Origin of the sequence: Pseudomonas sp. NPDC090592 (assembly GCF_044769185.1) — a bacterium.
Taxonomy (GTDB): domain Bacteria; phylum Pseudomonadota; class Gammaproteobacteria; order Pseudomonadales; family Pseudomonadaceae; genus Aquipseudomonas.
Window position 1 is genome coordinate 16,398 of the sequence record NZ_JBIVXJ010000039.1, and the last position, 18,793, is coordinate 35,190.

The 18,793-nt window shown below is 60.9% G+C and carries 17 protein-coding genes and 4 tRNA genes; 6 read left to right on the forward strand and 15 right to left on the reverse strand.

Annotation, left to right across the window (positions count from 1 at the left end; translation table 11 throughout):
* Positions 1-56: 56 nt before the first annotated feature.
* On the forward strand, positions 57-425 hold the full coding sequence (locus ACIQUI_RS25410) for an Mpo1-like protein (RefSeq protein ID WP_060498376.1): 369 nt from the start codon (positions 57-59) through the stop codon (positions 423-425).
* 161 nt (positions 426-586) lie between these two features.
* Here ACIQUI_RS25410 and ACIQUI_RS25415 read toward each other — a convergent pair whose 3' ends face one another.
* The 3 genes from ACIQUI_RS25415 to ACIQUI_RS25425 all read right to left on the reverse strand — a co-directional run bounded on the left by ACIQUI_RS25415 (position 587) and on the right by ACIQUI_RS25425 (position 2,534).
* Complete coding sequence (locus ACIQUI_RS25415; RefSeq protein WP_403203397.1) at positions 587-1,384, reverse strand: acyl-CoA thioesterase; 798 nt, start codon at positions 1,382-1,384, stop codon at positions 587-589.
* A gap of 89 nt (positions 1,385-1,473) precedes the next feature.
* Complete coding sequence (locus ACIQUI_RS25420; RefSeq protein WP_403203398.1) at positions 1,474-2,241, reverse strand: CHAD domain-containing protein; 768 nt, start codon at positions 2,239-2,241, stop codon at positions 1,474-1,476.
* 14 nt (positions 2,242-2,255) lie between these two features.
* Complete coding sequence (locus ACIQUI_RS25425) at positions 2,256-2,534, reverse strand: lipoprotein (RefSeq protein ID WP_003250254.1); 279 nt, start codon at positions 2,532-2,534, stop codon at positions 2,256-2,258.
* A 180-nt stretch (positions 2,535-2,714) separates the two neighbouring features.
* On the opposite strand from ACIQUI_RS25425, the gene ACIQUI_RS25430 reads away from it, so the two are divergent.
* A complete protein-coding gene (locus ACIQUI_RS25430) occupies positions 2,715-3,755 on the forward strand; it encodes a patatin-like phospholipase family protein (protein ID WP_403203399.1) in 1,041 nt (346 codons plus the stop codon).
* 177 nt (positions 3,756-3,932) lie between these two features.
* Here ACIQUI_RS25430 and ACIQUI_RS25435 read toward each other — a convergent pair whose 3' ends face one another.
* The 11 genes from ACIQUI_RS25435 to ACIQUI_RS25485 form a co-directional block, all read right to left on the reverse strand.
* A complete protein-coding gene (locus tag ACIQUI_RS25435; protein WP_403203400.1) occupies positions 3,933-5,804 on the reverse strand; it encodes a SurA N-terminal domain-containing protein in 1,872 nt (623 codons plus the stop codon).
* A gap of 183 nt (positions 5,805-5,987) precedes the next feature.
* Positions 5,988-6,260 carry a nucleoid-associated protein HU-beta gene (hupB, locus tag ACIQUI_RS25440; protein WP_054883552.1) on the reverse strand — a complete coding sequence of 91 codons (273 nt, stop codon included), beginning with the start codon at positions 6,258-6,260 and terminating at the stop codon, positions 5,988-5,990.
* 152 nt (positions 6,261-6,412) lie between these two features.
* Positions 6,413-8,809 carry an endopeptidase La gene (lon, locus tag ACIQUI_RS25445; RefSeq protein WP_403203401.1) on the reverse strand — a complete coding sequence of 799 codons (2,397 nt, stop codon included), beginning with the start codon at positions 8,807-8,809 and terminating at the stop codon, positions 6,413-6,415.
* 164 nt (positions 8,810-8,973) lie between these two features.
* Complete coding sequence (clpX, locus tag ACIQUI_RS25450; protein WP_391132928.1) at positions 8,974-10,257, reverse strand: ATP-dependent Clp protease ATP-binding subunit ClpX; 1,284 nt, start codon at positions 10,255-10,257, stop codon at positions 8,974-8,976.
* A gap of 108 nt (positions 10,258-10,365) precedes the next feature.
* Positions 10,366-11,007 carry an ATP-dependent Clp endopeptidase proteolytic subunit ClpP gene (gene clpP / locus ACIQUI_RS25455; RefSeq protein ID WP_012271562.1) on the reverse strand — a complete coding sequence of 214 codons (642 nt, stop codon included), beginning with the start codon at positions 11,005-11,007 and terminating at the stop codon, positions 10,366-10,368.
* Positions 11,008-11,098: 91 nt separating this feature from the next.
* A complete protein-coding gene (gene tig / locus ACIQUI_RS25460) occupies positions 11,099-12,412 on the reverse strand; it encodes a trigger factor (RefSeq protein WP_403203402.1) in 1,314 nt (437 codons plus the stop codon).
* 246 nt (positions 12,413-12,658) lie between these two features.
* Positions 12,659-12,958 carry a DUF6388 family protein gene (locus tag ACIQUI_RS25465; protein ID WP_403203403.1) on the reverse strand — a complete coding sequence of 100 codons (300 nt, stop codon included), beginning with the start codon at positions 12,956-12,958 and terminating at the stop codon, positions 12,659-12,661.
* Between the two features lie 503 nt (positions 12,959-13,461).
* Positions 13,462-13,537, reverse strand: a tRNA-His gene (locus ACIQUI_RS25470).
* Positions 13,538-13,581: 44 nt separating this feature from the next.
* A tRNA-Leu gene (locus ACIQUI_RS25475) sits at positions 13,582-13,666 on the reverse strand.
* Positions 13,667-13,718: 52 nt separating this feature from the next.
* Positions 13,719-13,794, reverse strand: a tRNA-His gene (locus ACIQUI_RS25480).
* A 41-nt stretch (positions 13,795-13,835) separates the two neighbouring features.
* Positions 13,836-13,912: transfer RNA gene (locus ACIQUI_RS25485), tRNA-Arg, on the reverse strand.
* 270 nt (positions 13,913-14,182) lie between these two features.
* Between ACIQUI_RS25485 and folD the strand changes: the two genes are divergently transcribed.
* The gene (gene folD, locus ACIQUI_RS25490; RefSeq protein WP_403203404.1) at positions 14,183-15,037 is read left to right on the forward strand and encodes a bifunctional methylenetetrahydrofolate dehydrogenase/methenyltetrahydrofolate cyclohydrolase FolD; all 855 of its coding nucleotides are present in this window, start codon (positions 14,183-14,185) and stop codon (positions 15,035-15,037) included.
* 186 nt (positions 15,038-15,223) lie between these two features.
* Here the strand turns inward: folD and ACIQUI_RS25495 are convergent, their stop codons facing one another.
* The gene (locus ACIQUI_RS25495; RefSeq protein ID WP_403203405.1) at positions 15,224-15,397 is read right to left on the reverse strand and encodes a hypothetical protein; all 174 of its coding nucleotides are present in this window, start codon (positions 15,395-15,397) and stop codon (positions 15,224-15,226) included.
* Positions 15,398-16,038: 641 nt separating this feature from the next.
* On the opposite strand from ACIQUI_RS25495, the gene ACIQUI_RS25500 reads away from it, so the two are divergent.
* From ACIQUI_RS25500 to ACIQUI_RS25510, 3 genes are read left to right on the forward strand one after another with little or no spacing between them, the layout of a single operon-like run.
* Positions 16,039-17,352 (forward strand): C4-dicarboxylate transporter DctA, encoded by a 1,314-nt coding sequence (locus ACIQUI_RS25500; protein WP_403203406.1) that lies wholly within the window; start codon positions 16,039-16,041, stop codon positions 17,350-17,352.
* 44 nt (positions 17,353-17,396) lie between these two features.
* Positions 17,397-18,101 carry a FadR/GntR family transcriptional regulator gene (locus ACIQUI_RS25505; RefSeq protein ID WP_403203407.1) on the forward strand — a complete coding sequence of 235 codons (705 nt, stop codon included), beginning with the start codon at positions 17,397-17,399 and terminating at the stop codon, positions 18,099-18,101.
* 16 nt (positions 18,102-18,117) lie between these two features.
* Positions 18,118-18,786: a GntR family transcriptional regulator gene (locus ACIQUI_RS25510; protein ID WP_403203408.1), complete on the forward strand. Its 669-nt coding sequence runs from the start codon at positions 18,118-18,120 to the stop codon at positions 18,784-18,786.
* The last annotated feature ends 7 nt before the right edge of the window (positions 18,787-18,793 follow it).

The window sequence follows — 18,793 nt, forward strand, 5'->3', positions numbered from 1 at the left end:
TTGGCCCCTGCCCGGGGGCCGCACTAAGCTTTGAGCATGTCCGAGAGGAAATGCCCATGAGTAAACGCCTGCCCAACCTGCCCGCCTGGCAATGGCGCGGCTACCACCACAACCACCGCCACCCGGCTAACCTGGTGCTGCACCTGATTGCCGTGCCGCTGTTCATTCTTGGCGCGCTGCTGGTTCTATCGGGCCTGTTCGCCCTGGACCTGGGGCAAATTGCCGTCGGCGTGATCGCCCTGATTGCAGGCCTGGGGTTACAGCGCCAGGGCCACCGCCTGGAAGCCGAGCAGCCTGAGCCGTTCGCCAACCGCCAGGATGCCGTGCAACGCTTGCTGACCGAGCAGTTCATTACCTTTCCGCGCTTTGTGTTGAGCGGGGCATGGTGGAAGGCTTGGCGGGAGCGGCATAAGCACCGGCATTGATCTGCCGATCATGCGCAATCCTTTGTAGGAGCGGCCTTGTGTCGCGATCGGGCTGCGCAGCAGCCCCAGTATTGCAGCTTCGCGGCAGAGATCGCCGGGGCCGCTTTGCGGCCCGATCGCGACACAAGGCCGCTCCTACAGTTGATCGTCGTGGCTGAGGGTTAGGCAAACACGGTCACGGTCTGCCGGCTCAGGGCCAGCAACTCGCCCTCCGCCGTCCAAAGGGCGGCCGCAGCGTGCCCATAACCATCCCGGGCATGCTCGGTTTCCACGCAATAGCGGCACCAGTCCAGGGTCGACAGTATCGCCGTAGGCTGGATGAATTCGATGGTCCAGGTCAACGTGCTGCCCGCGGCAGGCTGCTTGAGGAACGGCATCAGGCTTGGCGGCCAGGCATCGACCAGCGCCAGCAGGTGCGCTTCATTGACTTGTTCTTCTGCCACGTCCCGCAAGCGCACCCAGCCCCCCATCTTGCGCGACTGATTGCCACTGAACGGCAACCCACCCACCGCCCAGCGCAAGGCGACATGCCGCATGAACTCGGGGGTGATGCCCTTGATGTAGGGCAGTTCGGGGGCTGCATCCTGGAGCGCTTTCATTTCCATGGCCGGCAACGCCGGCACATCGACCACGGAAGGCCGCCCTGCGCCAAAATTGCCCTGCACCAGGGTTACCACCTGGCCATCCTGAATGGCACGCCCCAGCAACGTGCTGACCGCCTTGCCTTCACGCAGCACTTCCACCTCGAAACGGATTGGCACATCGGCTGCTGCGGGCGCGACGAAGCTGATGGCCAGGGAACGCACAGGGCGGCCATCGGTGAGCTTGAGGCGCATGGCTTCATGAACCATGGCCGCCATCAGCCCGCCAAAAGCAGCGCGCCCCTGGGCCCAGCTGGGCGGGATGCTGACGGAGTCCGGATTGGCCCGTACAGCGTCGAGCAGTTGGTTGAAGTTCATTGACCGGCTCCTGCCTGCAGCGAAAAAGGTCTGCCCATCCTAGCCAGCAAACCCCGAGCGATCAGCCCGCATATCGGTCATTGTTCGGGCTAGCGACGCGCCAGCGCCTGCAACAGGGCATCCAGCGTCACATCCGATTGGCGCTCAGCCTCGTGCAGCTCCTGCTCCCAAACAACCTTGCAGGGGCTCAGGTCGGCATGCTCGCGCGCCTGCAGTAACCACTGCAGACGATCATGCCAGTTGCCCAGATCGCTCTGTGCCTTTTTCAGCAGCCGCTGCAGTTTCTTCCCGGCGTGATCGAGCTGCGGGTAGGCCTCGTCGCCATAGCGCGCACGCTTGATCAGCAAGCGCAGGCGGTGGCGGTCGTGAGCGGGGTCCTGCAAGGCTTCGTGCAGCTTGCGCCACTGCTTGACCAGGCGCTTGTCGATGCGTTTTTCCAGCGACTCGACCAGCCCTTCACGCCCGGCCGCCCGCAGGAACAATGGAAACGCATCGACAATCGCCAGCACCCGGGTCAGCTGCAAGCTGGCAGCGACACTGGCAAAGGTCCTGCCACGCCCTTCCAGGCGCTGCTGGCCGGCCGCAGCAAAACCGCGCCGCATCAGCTCGGCTGCCAACACCTCTCGGTCACGCAGCGGCGTGGTCAGGGTACCCAGTGCGCTGGCGGCATCATCGAGCTGCTCCACGCCCGGCAGCCCTCGCAGCGGCCTCAGCAGGCTGCGCAAGCGCCGCAGGCCGATGCGCAGGTCGTGCAAGGCCTCGCTGTCGGTATCGGCAGCCAAGCGTTCACGGCAAGCCAGCAGACGAACCTGCACGGCCAGTATCTGGGCAACGACATGGTCTAGCATGGCAGACATACGACGCTCCTTGGTCAGCGCCCGGCGCGGGACTCACGAATGTAGAAGCGCGCCTTTTCAGCTTTGCGCGTGCAGCTTTCGTAACCTTCGAACTGCTGCTGGGTCTTGGCCCCGGTCAGCAGCGACAAGGCCTTGGAGTAACTCACTGCACCGGCAAAGCCTTCGGCCTTGGCCAGGTCCAGTTCCTTCCAGGCGGCATCCAGCTGAGTCGCGCAGCTGTCACGGTAGGCCGTCTTGCCTGCACAGCCAGCAAGGGCCAGGGCAATCAGTGGAAGGCAGATCCAGGCTTTCATCGGTATGACCTCAATGGTGAAAAAACTGTGGCTGTTCGACGCCCGGGCATCAGAAAAGTGCCCTGTCCAGCCTGCTTTGCGTGGCCAGCATTATCACAGTAGCTCAGCGCGATCTACATTGAAGCACAGGCCACCCAGGGTGCATTGTAGGACCATGGTTGCACAGCCCGAGGAAAGCTCATGAGTAAACGTGTGGCACTGGTACTGGGATCGGGCGGCGCCCGGGGGTATGCACACATTGGCGTGATCGAGGAAATCGAGCGTCGCGGCTACGACATCGCCTGCATCGCCGGCTGCTCCATGGGCGCAGTAATTGGCGGCATCTACGCCGCTGGCAAGCTGAAGGACTACCGCAACTGGATCGAGAGCCTCGACTACCTGGATGTGCTGCGCCTGGTCGACGTCAGCTTTCGCCTTGGTGCCATCCGCGGCGACAAGGTGTTCGGGCAGATCCGCAAGATCGTCGGCGAAATCAACATAGAACAACTGCGCGTCCCTTACACAGCAGTTGCCACCGACCTCACCAACCAGCAGGAAATCTGGTTCCAGGAGGGCTGCCTGCACCAGGCCATGCGCGCCTCCGCGGCCATTCCCAGCCTGTTTACGCCGGTGATGCAAGGCAACCGCATGCTGGTCGACGGCGGCATCCTCAACCCGCTGCCGATCGTGCCGGTGGTATCCAGCCACTGCGACCTGATCATCGCGGTCAACCTTAACGCCACCAACCAGAAGCAGTATCAGTTGCCGGTGATCGAGCGCCCGGCGGCGTTCAAGATGCGTTTTGACGCCCTGTTGAGCTCACTCGGTTCTCGCTTGCCGTTCCGCCGCAAGCCAGCAGAAGAGCTGATGCGCATCGAACAGGAGATCGTCGCCGAAGGGCTGGCACCGCCCAATCCGTGGCTGGCAGATGCCGCCGACCCGGAAGGCCAGCAACCGGCAGCGACGCCGGAACGCGAGGGCGCGCCAAAGTCGGCGACCGGCTCGTTCATCATCGACAACGTGGGGCCTGCTTCGCTGCTGGATTTGATCAACCAGAGCTTCGAGGTCATGCAGACGTCGTTGGCACAGTACAAGATCGCTGGCTATCCACCGGATGTGCTGATCAACGTGCCCAAGCGGGTGTGCCGGTTTTTCGAGTTCTACAAGGCGCCAGAGCTGATTGCGTTGGGGCGGGAGATTGCGCGGGATACGCTGGATAGCTATGAGGGCGTGAAACGGTAGGCTTTGCATTACCTGTATGGCCCTCATCGCCGGCAAGCCAGCTCCCACAGGTATCACAGAGGCTTCAAGCTTTGTGGGGTACCTGTGGGAGCTGGCTTGCCGGCGATGAGGCCCTCACAGACAACAGAAAACAAAACAGGCCGCACGAGGCGGCCTGTTTGTCATGCAACGATCACCTTAATAACGGGTGATGTCCGCATTGGCTTCCAGCTGCTTGCGGAAGGCCGCAAAGTCCTGCTGGCCAGCACGCGACGCGAGGTAGCGGCGGATCTGCTGCTTCTCTTCGTCGGTGGCAGTAGCGCCTTCGTTGACGCCCTTGAGCTGCAGCACTACCAGGCTACCGTCACGCAGCACTACGCTGCCATACACCGGCTTGTCCTTGGCTTGCGGCTTGCCCAGGCGGAACAGCGCCTGCAGTTCGGCCGGGTCGATACCGTCCTCGCCACGGGTCACGGCTTCATAGGCCTTCCAGCCTTGGCCTTCATGCACGCTGCCCGCTGCGATGGAGCCGTCACGCAGGCCGGCGATCAGCTTGTCCGCCTTGGCCTTGAGTTCGGCAGTCGCCTTCTCTTTAGCCAGCTGCTCGCTGATGTTCTTGGCCACGGCCTCAAGCGGCAGTTGCTCCGGCTTGCGGTGCTCCTTGACGCGCAGTACCACGGTGGTTTCCGGATCGAGCTCGATGGCGGTGCTGTTGGCACCCTCGTCCAGCACTTCTTCGGAGAACGCTGCCTGCACCACCGAACGGTTGGCGGTAATGCCTTCGCCACCCTCGCGGCCGAAGGCTGCGGAGGTGTGCACCTTGAGGTTCAGGTCCTGGGCCGGCTGGGCCAGGTCGGAAGCCTCGTAGGCAGCATCTTGCAGCTGCTTGCTGGCGTCGACGTAACGCTGCTCGACCAGCGGAATCTTCAGGTCGCGGGTCAACTTGTCCTTCAGGCTGGCGAAGCTCGGTACTTCCGGTGCCTGCACGCCCAACAGCTTGATCAGGTGGTAGCCGAACTCGGTGCGCACCGGTGCCGATACCTGGCCATCCTGCAGCTTGTACAGTGCCTCTTCGAACGCCGGGTCGTACACACCAGGGCCGGCGAAGCCAAGGTCACCACCGTTGTTGGCGGAGCCCGGGTCCTGAGAGAACTCCTTGGCCAGCGCGGCAAAGTCTTCGCCCTTGGCCAGGCGCTGCTCGATCTCTTCGGCACGGGCCTTGGCCTGTGCGTCGGTGGCCTTGTCGTTGACCTCGATGAGGATGTGCGCGGCGTGGCGCTGCTCGGCGAGGTTGGCGATTTCCTTCTCGTACTGGGCCTTGAGCTCTTCGTCAGTCACCTTGACCTGGTCGAAGAACGCCGACTTCTTCAGCTCGATGTAGTCGATCACCACCTGGTCAGGCGACATGAACTCCTTCGCGTGCTGGTCGTAGTGCGCCTTGACCTCTTCGTCGCTGACCTTGACCGCAGCCGGGTCGGCCTTGAAGGTCAGGGAGGCGAAGTCGCGGGTCTGCTTCTCCAGGCGGGCAAAGGCATCGACCTGCTGGTCGGTGACAAAGCTGCTGCCGGCCAGGCCGGTGCGCAGCTGGCCGATGAGCATTTCTTCGGCGAGCATGTCACGGAACTGCATGCGGCCGTAGCCCATCTGGCGGATGACCTGGTCGAAACGGTCAGCACTGAACTTGCCGTCCACCTGGAATTCCGGCGTCTGCAGGATCACCTGATCCAGCGCGGCCTCGGAGAAGGCGAACTTGGCATCTTCGGCGCCCTGCAACAGCAGCTTGCGGCTGATCAGGCCCTTGAGCGCCTCTTCACGCAGCAATTTGTCATCCAGCAGCGCCGGGTCGAAATCCTTGCCCAGCTGTTGCATCAACTGACGGCGCTGCATGTCGGCCGCCTGGCTCAGCTCGTTCTGGCTGATGGTCTGGCCGTTCACCTTGGCGGCGTCCTGGCTATGGGTGGCGGCCTGGAAAATGGCTTCGAAACCGGTCAACGCCATCAAGACGACGATAAGGCCGATGATGGTCTTGGCAATCCAACCTTGTGAATTGTCCCTGATATTTTGCAGCATGCGTCCCCCAGAAACGGCTGTACCACTGCGTCGACAACCGCGGAGCGTGGGTAGAATCCTGATAAAAGAAAGGCGCATCCGAGGATGCGCCTTTTCTTAGCAAACGTGTCAGGCGGGAACGTTTGCGGCCCGCCGTCAGCGTGCTCGGACCTGGCCAAGCCCGGTCCGGCTGAAAGAGACGACTTAGTTGACGGCGTCTTTCAGGCCTTTGCCAGCCTTGAAGCCTGGAACCTTGGCGGCAGCGATCTTGATCGCCTTGCCGGTTTGCGGGTTACGGCCGGTGCGCTCGGCGCGCTCTTTGACCGAGAAGGTACCGAAGCCAACCAGAACGACGTCGTCGCCTGCTTTCAGGGCACCGGTTACGGAGTCGATCACAGCGTCCAGAGCCTTACCTGCGGCAGCCTTGGAAATGTCAGCCGATACAGCGATAGCGTCAATCAGTTCCGACTTGTTCACTCTAAGTCCCCTTATTTCTCTATTGAGTTTGTTTCTAAGTATGTAATGAAAAGCTTATCAAACGTGCGCTGGGTGGCCTGATGACAATAGCGTGCCGCTTTATAGCAAGGCCCCGAAAAAACTGTCAAGGAAAGCCCCCCAGCCTAAAACTACTAATGTGTGCTAATTCTTTCCTTAGCATCACCGTCGCGCTTTTCATCTTTCGCGACAATCTCAGGAGCCACATCTGGCAAGGGCTCCGGGGCGTATTGCAGCGCAATTTGCAGGACTTCGTCAATCCATTTGACCGGTTTGATCTGCAGATCCTGTTTGATATTTTCAGGAATCTCCTTCAGATCGCGAACATTCTCCTCTGGAATGATCACCGTCTTGATCCCGCCACGGTGTGCCGCCAACAGTTTTTCCTTCAGCCCGCCAATGGCCAGTACTTGGCCACGCAGGGTGATTTCGCCGGTCATGGCCACGTCGGCACGTACCGGAATCTGCGTCAGCGCCGACACCAGCGCGGTGCACATGCCGATACCGGCGCTTGGGCCGTCCTTCGGCGTGGCGCCTTCCGGCATGTGGATATGCACGTCGTGCTTCTCATGGAAGTCGGCGGCGATACCCAGGCTGCGGGCACGGCTACGCACCACGGTCTGCGCGGCAGTGATCGACTCGACCATCACATCACCCAGCGAGCCGGTCTTGATCAGCTGACCTTTGCCGGGGATGACCACCGATTCGATGGTCAGCAATTCGCCGCCCACCTGGGTCCATGCCAAGCCGGTAACCTGGCCGATCTGGTCCTGCTGCTCGGCCAGGCCGTAGCGGAACTTGCGCACGCCCAGCAGGTGCTCCAGCTGCTCGCTGGCCACCTTGACCTTGACCTGTTTCTGCCCGGTATGTTCCTTGACCACCTTGCGGCAGACCTTGGCGATTTGCCGCTCCAGGCCCCGCACACCGGCTTCGCGGGTGTAGTAGCGGATGATGTCGCGGATCGCCGAAACGTCGACCTCCAGCTCTTCCTTTTTCAAGCCGTTGGCCTTGACCTGCTTGGGCACCAGGTACTTGACCGCGATGTTGATCTTCTCGTCCTCGGTGTAACCCGGCAGGCGGATGACTTCCATCCGGTCAAGCAGCGCCGGCGGTATGTTCATCGAGTTGGAGGTGCACAGGAACATCACGTCCGAAAGGTCGTAATCAACCTCCAGGTAGTGGTCGTTGAAGTTGTGGTTCTGCTCCGGGTCGAGCACTTCCAGCAGTGCCGAAGCCGGGTCGCCACGCATGTCGCTGCCCATCTTGTCGATTTCATCGAGCAAGAACAACGGGTTGCGCACGCCCACCTTGGTCATTTTCTGGATCAGGCGACCTGGCATGGAGCCGATGTAGGTACGGCGGTGACCACGGATTTCGGCCTCGTCACGCACGCCACCCAAGGCCATGCGCACGAACTTGCGGTTGGTGGCAGCGGCGATCGACTCGGCCAGCGAGGTCTTGCCGACGCCAGGCGGGCCAACCAGGCACAGCACCGGACCACGGATTTTCTTGACGCGCTTTTGCACGGCAAGGTACTCGAGGATGCGTTCCTTGACCTCTTCCAGGCCATAGTGGTCGGCGTCGAGAATTTCCTCGGCCTTGGTCAGGTCCAGGCGCACCTTGCTCTGGGCCTTCCACGGCACCTGCACGAGCCAGTCGAGGTACGAACGCACCACGGTGGCCTCAGCCGACATCGGCGACATCTGCTTGAGCTTGTTGAGCTCGGCCTGGGCCTTGGTCAGGGCATCCTTGGGCAGGCCAGCGGCTTCGATGCGCTTTTTCAGCTCTTCGACTTCGTTGTGGCCTTCATCGCCATCGCCGAGTTCTTTCTGAATGGCCTTCATCTGCTCGTTCAGGTAGTACTCGCGCTGGCTGCGCTCCATCTGCTTCTTGACCCGACCGCGAATGCGCTTTTCGACCTGCAACAGATCGATTTCGGCATCCAGCAGCGCCAGCACATGCTCGACGCGCGTGGTCAGGTCGACAATTTCGAGAATTTCCTGCTTCTGCTCGATCTTCAGGGCCATATGTGCGGCCATGGTGTCGACCAGCCGCCCCGGCTCTTCGATGCTGTTCAGCGAAGACAGCACTTCGGCAGGGACTTTCTTGCCCAGCTGCACGTACTGCTCGAATTGCGAGAGCAACGTGCGCACGAACACTTCCGACTCGCGCTCGGCAGCGTCGGTTTCGTCGATCAGGGAGACTTCGGCACGGATGTGCCCTTCTACTTCGGTAAAACGCTCCACGGCGCCGCGCTGCTCGCCCTCGACCAGCACCTTGACGGTGCCGTCTGGCAGCTTCAGCAATTGCAGTACGGTGGCGACGGTACCGACGCGGTACAGGGCGTCTTCACCCGGGTCGTCGTCGGCTGGGTTCTTCTGGGCCAGCAGGAGGATCTGCTTTTCGCCCGTCATCGCTGCCTCAAGGGCTTCGATGGACTTTTCGCGCCCCACGAACAGCGGGATAACCATGTGCGGGTAAACAACGACATCGCGCAATGGCAAAAGAGGCAAGTCGAGGGTGGTCTTCATGATTTCGCCTCTACAGCGGCCTTATGGCCGGAAACCGGTGGAAATGATGCTTGGACCTAATGTGGGGGCACGCTTGGGAAATTACAAGCGCTAGCGCAGGAAAAGCAGAAAGGGGCCCGTAGGCCCCTTCCTTGCTTGCAACCATCAACCGGCCTTTACCTGGATCAGGCGTCTGGCGCGGCCTTGGCTTGTGGCTCGCTGTTCTCGTAGATCATCAGCGGCTGCGAGCTACCATCGATGACGCTCTCGTCGATCACCACCTTGCTGACATCCTTCTTCGAAGGAATTTCGTACATGGTGTCGAGCAGGACGCCTTCGAGGATCGAACGCAGGCCACGGGCGCCGGTCTTGCGCTCCAGGGCCTTGCGAGCGACAGCCTTGAGCGCATCGCTGCGGAACTCGAGGTCGACGCTTTCCATCTCGAACAGCTTGGCATACTGCTTGGTCAAGGCGTTCTTCGGCTCGGTGAGGATCTGCATCAAAGCAGCCTCGTCCAGCTCGTCGAGGGTAGCCAGCACCGGCAAACGGCCAACGAACTCCGGAATCAGGCCAAACTTGACCAGATCGTCCGGCTCGACCTCACGCAGGGACTCACCAACCTTCTTGCCCTCTTCCTTGCTGCGTACTTCGGCGCCAAAACCGATGCCACCCTTGGTGGAACGGCCCTGGATGACCTTTTCCAGGCCCGAGAAGGCGCCACCGCAAATGAACAGGATATTGCGGGTATCAACCTGCAGGAATTCCTGTTGCGGGTGCTTACGGCCGCCTTGCGGCGGGACCGAGGCCACAGTGCCTTCGATCAGCTTCAGCAGTGCCTGCTGCACGCCCTCGCCCGAAACGTCACGGGTAATGGACGGGTTGTCCGACTTGCGCGAAATCTTGTCGATTTCGTCGATGTAGACAATGCCCATCTGGGCCTTTTCCACGTCGTAGTCGCACTTCTGCAACAGCTTCTGAATGATGTTCTCGACGTCCTCACCCACATAACCGGCTTCGGTCAGGGTGGTGGCGTCAGCAATGGTGAACGGTACGTTCAACAGCCGTGCAAGGGTTTCGGCGAGCAGGGTCTTGCCCGAGCCAGTCGGCCCGATGAGCAGGATGTTGCTCTTGCCCAGTTCGACTTCGTCGCCCTTCTTGTCACGCTGGTTCAGGCGCTTGTAGTGGTTATACACCGCTACGGCCAGCACCTTTTTCGCGCGCTCCTGACCAATGACGTACTGGTCAAGGATGCCGCTGATTTCTTTCGGCGAAGGCAATTTGTGCGCGCTGCTCTCGGCCTGGGCTTCCTGCACCTCCTCACGGATGATGTCATTGCACAGGTCGACGCACTCGTCGCAGATAAATACCGAGGGCCCGGCAATCAATTTGCGCACTTCGTGCTGGCTTTTGCCGCAGAAGGAGCAATAGAGCAATTTGCCGCTGTCCTCGCCGTTACGGGTGTCAGTCATTCGATCGATCCAATCCGGTAGGCTTGCAACACAAGATGAAGGCAATTGCGGGCTTTTTCAAGTCCGCAGGTAGGCGCTTTGGGCGCCTGCCTGCTCTGGCACCCCGGTTCAGGAGGCCAGTTGCCGCTTGTCGTAGACCGAGTCGATCAGGCCGTACTCGGCCGCGCGCGAGGCGCTCATGAAGTTGTCACGCTCAGTATCACGCTGAATGGTCTCGAGATCCTGGCCGGTATGGTAGGCCAGCAGCTCGTTGAGACGCGCCTTGATGCTGAGGATTTCCTGGGCGTGGATCTGGATGTCGGTAGCCTGGCCCTGGAAGCCGCCCAGCGGCTGGTGAATCATCACCCGCGAGTTAGGCAGGCAGTGACGCTTGCCCTTGGCACCCGCAGTCAACAGGAAGGCACCCATGCTGCAGGCCTGGCCGATGCAGATGGTCGAGACATCCGGCTTGATGAATTGCATGGTGTCGTAGATCGACATGCCTGCAGTCACCGAACCGCCAGGGGAGTTGATGTAAAGATGGATATCCTTGTCCGGGTTTTCCGCCTCAAGGAACAGCATCTGCGCCACCACCAGGTTGGCCATGTAGTCTTCTACAGGACCTACCAGGAAGATCACTCGCTCCTTCAACAGACGCGAGTAGATGTCATAGGCGCGTTCGCCACGGGCGGACTGCTCGATAACCATCGGGACCAGACCGCCTGCGGCCTGGATGTCAGAGCTCTGCTGAATATAAGAATTGCGGGACATGTCCTGCGCTCACTCCCAAATAGTCATGGCTTGAATACGCACAAGCCAGCGCGAAGGCTGGCTTGTGGGGGTTTCCTACGAGAGTAGCCTGTTACTCAGCAGCGGCAGGAGCCTCAACTGGTTTTACGGCTTCTTCGTACGAGACCGACTTGTCGGTCACAGTCGCTTTCTGCAGAACAGTATCTACAACTTGCTCTTCCAGCACAACCGAACGCACTTCGTTCATTTGCTGGTCGTTCTTGTAGTACCAGGCGATGACCTGATCAGGCTCCTGGTAGGCCGAAGCCATTTCTTCGATCATCTCGCGAACCTTGGCGTCGTCCGGCTTCAGTTCGAACTGCTTGACCACTTCGGCCACGATCAGGCCCAGCACTACGCGGCGCTTGGCTTGCTCTTCGAACAGCTCGACTGGCAGCTGCTCAGGCTTGATGTTGCCACCGAACTGCTGAACAGCCTGCACGCGCAGACGGTTGACTTCGTTTTCCAGCAGGGCTTTCGGCACTTCGATCGGGTTGGCGGCCAGCAGACCGTCCATGACCTGGTTCTTCACCTTGGTCTTGATCGCCTGACGCAGTTCACGCTCCATGTTCTTGCGAACTTCGGTGCGGAAGCCTTCCAGGGTCGATTCCTTGATGCCGAACTGGGCGAAGAACTCTTCGTTCAGCTCTGGCAGCGCAGGGGCGGCAACACTGTTGACGGTGATGGTGAACTCGGCGGCTTTGCCAGCCAGGTCCAGGTTCTGGTAGTCCTCTGGGAAAGTCACGTTGACAACGCGCTCTTCGCCAGCCTTGGCGCCAACCAGGCCTTCTTCGAAGCCTGGGATCATGCGGCCGGAGCCCAGTACCAGCTGGGTGCCTTTGGCCGAACCACCGGCAAACACTTCACCGTCGACCTTGCCGACGAAATCGATGTTGACCTGGTCGTCGTTCTGCGCGGCGCGCTCGACGGCCTCGAAGCGGGTGTTCTGCTTGCGCAGCACTTCCAGCATGTTGTCCAGGTCGGCGTCAGCCACTTCGGCGCTCAGGCGCTCGACGTTGATCGACTCCAGGCCAGCAACAGTGAACTCAGGGAACACTTCGAAGACGGCGACGAATTCCAGATCCTTGCCTTTTTCGAAGGATTTTGGCTCTACGGACGGAGCGCCAGCCGGGTTCAGTTTCTGCTCGACGATGGCTTCGTAGAAGGAAGCCTGGACCAGGTCACCGAAAGCCTCTTGACGAGCGTCAGCTTCGAAGCGCTGACGGATCACGTTCATTGGCACTTTGCCAGGACGGAAGCCCGCGATCTTGGCGCGCTTGGCAGTCTGCTGCAGACGCTTGTTGACTTCGTTCTCGACGCGCTCGGCCGGAACGGCGATGGTCATGCGGCGCTCGAGAGCGGAAGTGTTTTCAACAGAAACTTGCATGGATATTCCTCGTTGCACAGACGTTAGCCGGCGTTAGCCCGACTCCAGAATCAAGGGCAAGCATTCTAGTGAGTCGCGCAGCAGAAGTCACCCCACACGGGACGACGGGAAACCACGCCGGTCGATTAACTTTCAAGGCCCGCACGGCTTACCGCCGAGCCTGTTTCAATAAGGGCCGCACGACACCGGGGTGCCCCGCTGCCGAAATACCTTGTCAAACAACCACCAACAACGGCTTCGTTTCCTTTATTCAGGATCGACTTCGTTGAACTGGCAGTACTCTTCCCATTGCAGCCCCAGCGCCTCGGCCACCTCACGGTGCGTTTCCAGGCGCATGGCCTTCAGCTGCTCCGGGGTTTCGGCGATCAATTGCAGCGCCAGTTCCCAGGGCTGAATACCCTGCTCGTCGGCTGCATCCTCGAACGCCCACTCGATCTGCTGGGCTTGCTCGCGCGCATCCAGCTCGCGGATCTCCTCAAGCAGCTGCGGATTGGCTTCGGCAAAGCGCTGTAGCGCCAGGGCCTGACGGGATTCTTTTGCGATCATCGGGCTGTTCCTCTACCGGCCAAATGGGCCGATGTTTCAACCGGCTGAAATCTAACAGCTTTTATTGGGGTGTCACTAGAGGATTGCAAGGGGGAATTGCGAACGTTTTGGCTTGAGCCTTGTGGCGCCTGCGAGATCGAGCGCCGCCCGCGCGGCGCTTCGCGGGACAAGTCGGATCGCCGCACCGCCGCTCCCACATTTATTGCAACGTGCCGAACCTGTCAGGCCATAGTCGCCAGCCTGGTTGCCCTGACTGGATTTCTCGACTGGCGCATCCGTCGCCCCACCTGTCTCGAGACATACACCAAGGCGGGCAACCCCTCTCCCTCAGGCATGGCCACGTTGCAACAAATGTGGGAGCGGGCTTGTCCCGCGAAGCGCCGCGCGGGCGGCGCCCGGCCTCACAGGCGCCATACCATTCAAGGCATGCACACCACAGCCACACGACCCCAAAAAACAAAAAAGGCGCCCGATCTCACGATCAAGGCGCCTTTTCAAGAATATGGGGTGGACGATGGGAATCGAACCCACGACAACTGGAATCACAATCCAGCGCTCTACCAACTGAGCTACGCCCACCATATTGCGGTATTACGATGTTGCGGTACAACCTTACAGAAGCATGGTGCGGACGAAGAGACTCGAACTCTTACAGCTTGCGCCGCTGGAACCTAAATCCAGTGTGTCTACCAATTTCACCACGTCCGCGTAACGCTTAAAACAAAGGCGCCAGATGCTATCGAGGCGCCCTTGAAGAATATGGGGTGGACGATGGGAATCGAACCCACGACAACTGGAATCACAATCCAGCGCTCTACCAACTGAGCTACGCCCACCATATTGCATTACAGCCTACTTGCTTGCCAAAGCTGCCTAATGGCGCACCCGGCAGGACTCGAACCTGCGACCATCCGCTTAGAAGGCGGATGCTCTATCCAGCTGAGCTACGGGCGCTTAAGCTTGAAGCCTAACCGAACGAGACCTTAACAGCGAACTGCTAAACCACTCATTCTGCCCGACTTAGCCAACCAGTGCTAGGCTGTGCCCGACAAGTGCGGCGAATCTTATAGTCGGCCCTGTAAGTCGTCAACACCTTTTTAAAAAAAATTTAAATTATTTAAGGGGTTAGGGGATTTGCCCGACCACCCGCCTTTGCCCATTGGCCGTGTCGTGCGAGAATGCGCCCTCTTTATTGTTTCCTTCTCGATGGTTAATCACGCGTCTATGACTGCACACCTAATCGATGGCAAGGCGATCGCCGCCAACCTGCGCAAGCAGATCGCTCAACGTGTCGTGGAGCGTCGCCAGCAAGGCCTGCGTACCCCGGGCCTGGCAGTGATCCTGGTCGGCACCGACCCCGCCTCCCAAGTCTATGTCTCGCACAAGCGCAAGGACTGCGAAGAGGTCGGCTTCATTTCGCAGGCATTCGACCTGCCCAGCGAAACCACGCAGCAGGCCCTGACCGAGCTGATCGACCGCCTCAATGACGACCCGGCTGTCGACGGCATCCTGCTGCAACTGCCGTTGCCGGCTCACCTGGACGCCTCGCTGCTGCTTGAACGCATTCGCCCGGACAAGGATGTGGACGGTTTCCACCCTTACAACATTGGCCGCCTGGCCCAGCGTATCCCGCTGCTGCGCCCATGCACGCCAAAAGGCATCATGACCCTGCTGGAAAGCACCGGTCAGGACCTGTACGGCATGAATGCAGTCATCGTCGGCGCTTCCAACATCGTGGGTCGCCCGATGGCCATGGAACTGCTGCTGGCCGGTTGCACCGTTACCGTTTGCCACCGTTTCACCAAGGACCTGGCCGGCCATGTCGGGCGTGCCGACCTGGTGGTCGTGGCTGCCGGCAAGCCGGGGCTGGTCAAGGGTGAGTGGGTCAAGGAAGGCGCCATCGTCATCGACGTGGGCATCAACCGCCAGCAAGACGGCAAGCTGGTCGGCGATGTGGTCTACGAGACCGCCCTGCCGCGCGCGGGCTGGATCACGCCGGTGCCGGGTGGCGTAGGGCCGATGACCCGCGCTTGCCTGCTGGAAAACACGCTGTATGCGGCAGAAGAGCTGCACAAGTAATCGAGCGTGAAGAAAAAACGGCACCACTGGCAGGTGCCGTTTTTTTTGCCTGTGATTTCTCGGTGGCTGCCCTGGCCTCTTCGCGGGCTTGCCCGCTCCCACAGGTGCCGCGCAAATCTCAAGCTTTGCGCAGCCCCTCTGGGAGCTGGCTTGCCAGCGATGGGCCGCAAAGCGGCCCGATATGGCTTAACTGACTGGCATTAGCGTAGCGCCCCTACGTTTTTTGCATCGATCCAGCAATGCCGCCTCGGTGCTGCGCGACAACTGCCCGGCATCGTGGGCAGCTTCGGCCATTTGCGCGGCCAGGTCGCTCAACCGCGTCAATGCGGTTTTCAGCCGTGCCTCTTCGCTGATCAGCATCAGTTGCAGTTGCCCTGCAGTGCCCTGCAGTGCCCGGCAGGTCGCTGTAGGTCAAGGCTGCGACCGGGTCGGCGAAGGCATCTCCAGCACCCTCGATCACCTTCTGTATCTGGCGCCCGAAGGCGTTGCGCATCCACAGCCCATAGGCCAGGAACAGCCCAACGGTCAGCCCCTGCCCCGCCAGGCCAGGCCACAGCTGGTTGGCGCCCAGCGCCAGCAGCCCACCGGCCAATGGCAGGGCCAAGGCTTGCGCCAGCAACGTCAACCGGTGTGGCCAGGAGACTGCGGGCTGTCCATCCCACCACATAAAGCGAATAAACCTTACTGATCATGCCGTTATCTATGATTTCACGGTCGCCAGCGTGCTTGGCAAGCTGATTGCACAAGTGATCAAGGCCCTGGCCATGCCCTGCAAATATTCATACGAGCCCCTTTCAAGGCACGCACCGAACTAGAGCCTGGCAGGCCAGATTGCCCCACAACTGGTCAGACCGGTAAGGCCAAAAAACCTTGCAATCCCGGTTTTTTCGCGCTTTTATGGCTTCGCGCTGAACAAACCGGTAAGACCACAATAATTAAGTCCTGCGCTCTTTCGCCCCGTGCGGCTACCGAAGCAAGGACACCGATCAGAGACTCCTCCCATGCTCAAATGGTGCTCGCGTTCGATATTCCTGCAAGTCGTGCTCGGCCTTGCCCTCGGCATCGCCTGCGGCCTCAGCTTCCCCGACCTTTCCCTGCAACTCAAACCCTTGGGCGACGGCTTTATCAAGCTGATCAAGATGCTCATCGGCCTGATCGTGTTCTGCGTGGTAGTCAGCGGCATTTCGGGCGCAGGCGACCTGAAAAAAGTCGGGCGCATCGGCCTGAAGTCGGTGATCTACTTTGAAGTCCTGACCACCCTGGCGCTGGTGATCGGCCTGGTGTTCGCCTTCAGCAGTGGCATCGGCACTGGCGCCAACATTCACCTGGACCAGCTGTCCAGCGCGGACGCCAACGGCCTGGCCGAGCGCGGCCAGCACATCCATGGCGCCACGGCGTTCTTCATGGACCTGATCCCCACCTCGGTGATCGGCGCCTTTGCCGACAACAACATTCTCCAGGTGCTGCTGTTCTCGGTGCTGTTCGGCAGCGCGCTGAATCTGGTGGGTGATTCGGCAGCCGGCATCTCGCGGCTGATCAACGAACTAAGCCACGTGATCTTCCGCATCATGGGCATGATCGTGCGCCTGGCCCCCATCGGCGTGTTCGGCGCCATCGCCTTCACCACTAGCAAATACGGCCTGGAATCGCTGCAACACCTGGGCGGGCTGGTGGCGTTGTTCTACCTCACCTGCGCCGGCTTCGTGCTGATCGTGCTGGGTACCGTGATGCGCCTGTCCGGGCTGAAGCTGCTGCCGTTGATCAAGTACCTGCGTGAAGAGCTGACCATCGTCCTGGGCACCGCGTCCTCCGACGCCGTGCTGCCACAGATCATGCGCAAGCTGGAGCATCTGGGGATCGGCAGTTCCACGGTCGGCCTGGTAATCCCTACCGGTTACTCGTTCAACCTCGATGGTTTTTCCATCTACCTGACCCTGGCCATCGTGTTCATTGCCAATGCCACCGACACACCGCTGGAAATGACCGACCTGCTGACCATCCTGCTGGTGTCGCTGGTGACTTCTAAGGGTGCTCACGGCATCCCAGGCTCGGCGCTGGTGATCCTCGCCGCCACCCTGACCGCCGTGCCGGCAATTCCGGTGGTCGGCCTGGTGCTGGTGCTGGCAGTGGACTGGTTCATGGGCATCGGCCGGGCGCTGACCAACCTGATCGGCAACTGCGTGGCCACCGTGGCCATCGCCCGCTGGGAAAAGGACATTGACCTGGAGCGTGCGCAAAACGTGCTCGACGGCAAGCTGGGCTTCACGCCCACGCCGCGCAAGCAGACCAACACGCACCATCAACAGGAATTCTGAAGCAAAGCGGCCGCCGGTAACGCCGGCCCTTGCAGGAGCGAACCGTGATCAGCTCATCGACCGTCGTCAACTCAGTGGTGGAAAAACTGCGCCAGGCCCTGGCCCGGGGCCAATGGCGCACCGGCGACATGCTGCCGGGCCAGCGCGAGCTGGCTGAACAACTGGGCATCAGCCGCCCCAGCTTGCGCGAAGCGGTGACTGTGCTGGAAACCCTTGGCCTGGTGCGCTCGCTGCCGGGCAAGGGCGTGCTGGTACTGGATGCCGACGCCGTTACCGTGGAACAGGGCATGGACACCAGTGCCGCAGCCAGCCTGGCCGATGTGCTGGAGCTGCGCTACACCCTGGAACCCTTCATTGTCGGGTTGGTGGCGCAATCGGCCAACAGCCAGGACATCGGCCAGTTGCGTCTCACCCTGATGGACATGCGCGAAGCACTGGAGGCCGATGACAGCGAAGCCGGGGTAAAAGCCTACATCGCCTTCCATGAGGCGTTGTTCGCCCTCACCACCAACCCGATTTTCCAGAGTGTGGTGCAGCAGACCGGCAATGCCCTCAAGCAAAGCGCCGACATGCTGCGCAACTCGCCAGAGCACCTGGCGGCGCGGCTGAAGGAAAACGAAGCCGTGGTGCGCGCCATACGTGAACGCAACAGTGCCCAGGCCAGCACCCAGATGCGCCAGCACATTCTGGCCGAAGGCCAACGCATGGGCATTTCGCTGAACATCCCGGACGAACACCCGCACCCATGACCCCAGGAGAGCGCCCATGAACGCCGCCCCCCATTTGCCTGCCCTGCTCGCGTCTGGCGAAACCCGCCTGTCGGCCGAGCAGATCTACCCGCGGCTGTTCGACGCCATTCTCGAACAGCGCTTGCCACCGGGCGCACTGTTGCCCGAGCAGGCGCTGGGCCATGCCTTTGGCGTCAGCCGCACCGTGATCCGCCGTGTGCTCGGGCGCCTTAGCGACCAGCAGGTAGTGGTGCAGCGCCCCAGCCACACCGCGCACCTGGCCGCGCCCGACCCGGACCAGGCGCGCCAGGTACTCAGCGCCCGGCGCCTGGCCGAAACCACGCTGATTACCCTGGCCGCCCAGCGTGCCCGGCCGGCTCAGGTGCGCCAACTGCGGCAACTGGTAGAACGCGAACGCCAGCACCACGAAAGCGGTGAACGTTGTGCGGCGATCCGCCTGGGCGGCGAGTTTCACCTGAAACTGGCGCAAGTGGCTGCCAATGCACCACTGGCGCGCTTTCTCAATGGCCTGGTGCCGATGACCTCGCTGATCATTGCCCGCTACGAATCACCGTGCTGCGACCACTGTGCGTGGGAAGAGCATGAGGCCATCATCGATGCCGTGGAACAAGGCGATGCCGAGGCAGCGCTGGGCTTGATGCACAAGCACCTGGACCGCCTGGAAGAAAAACTCGATCTGGCGTAATTACGCC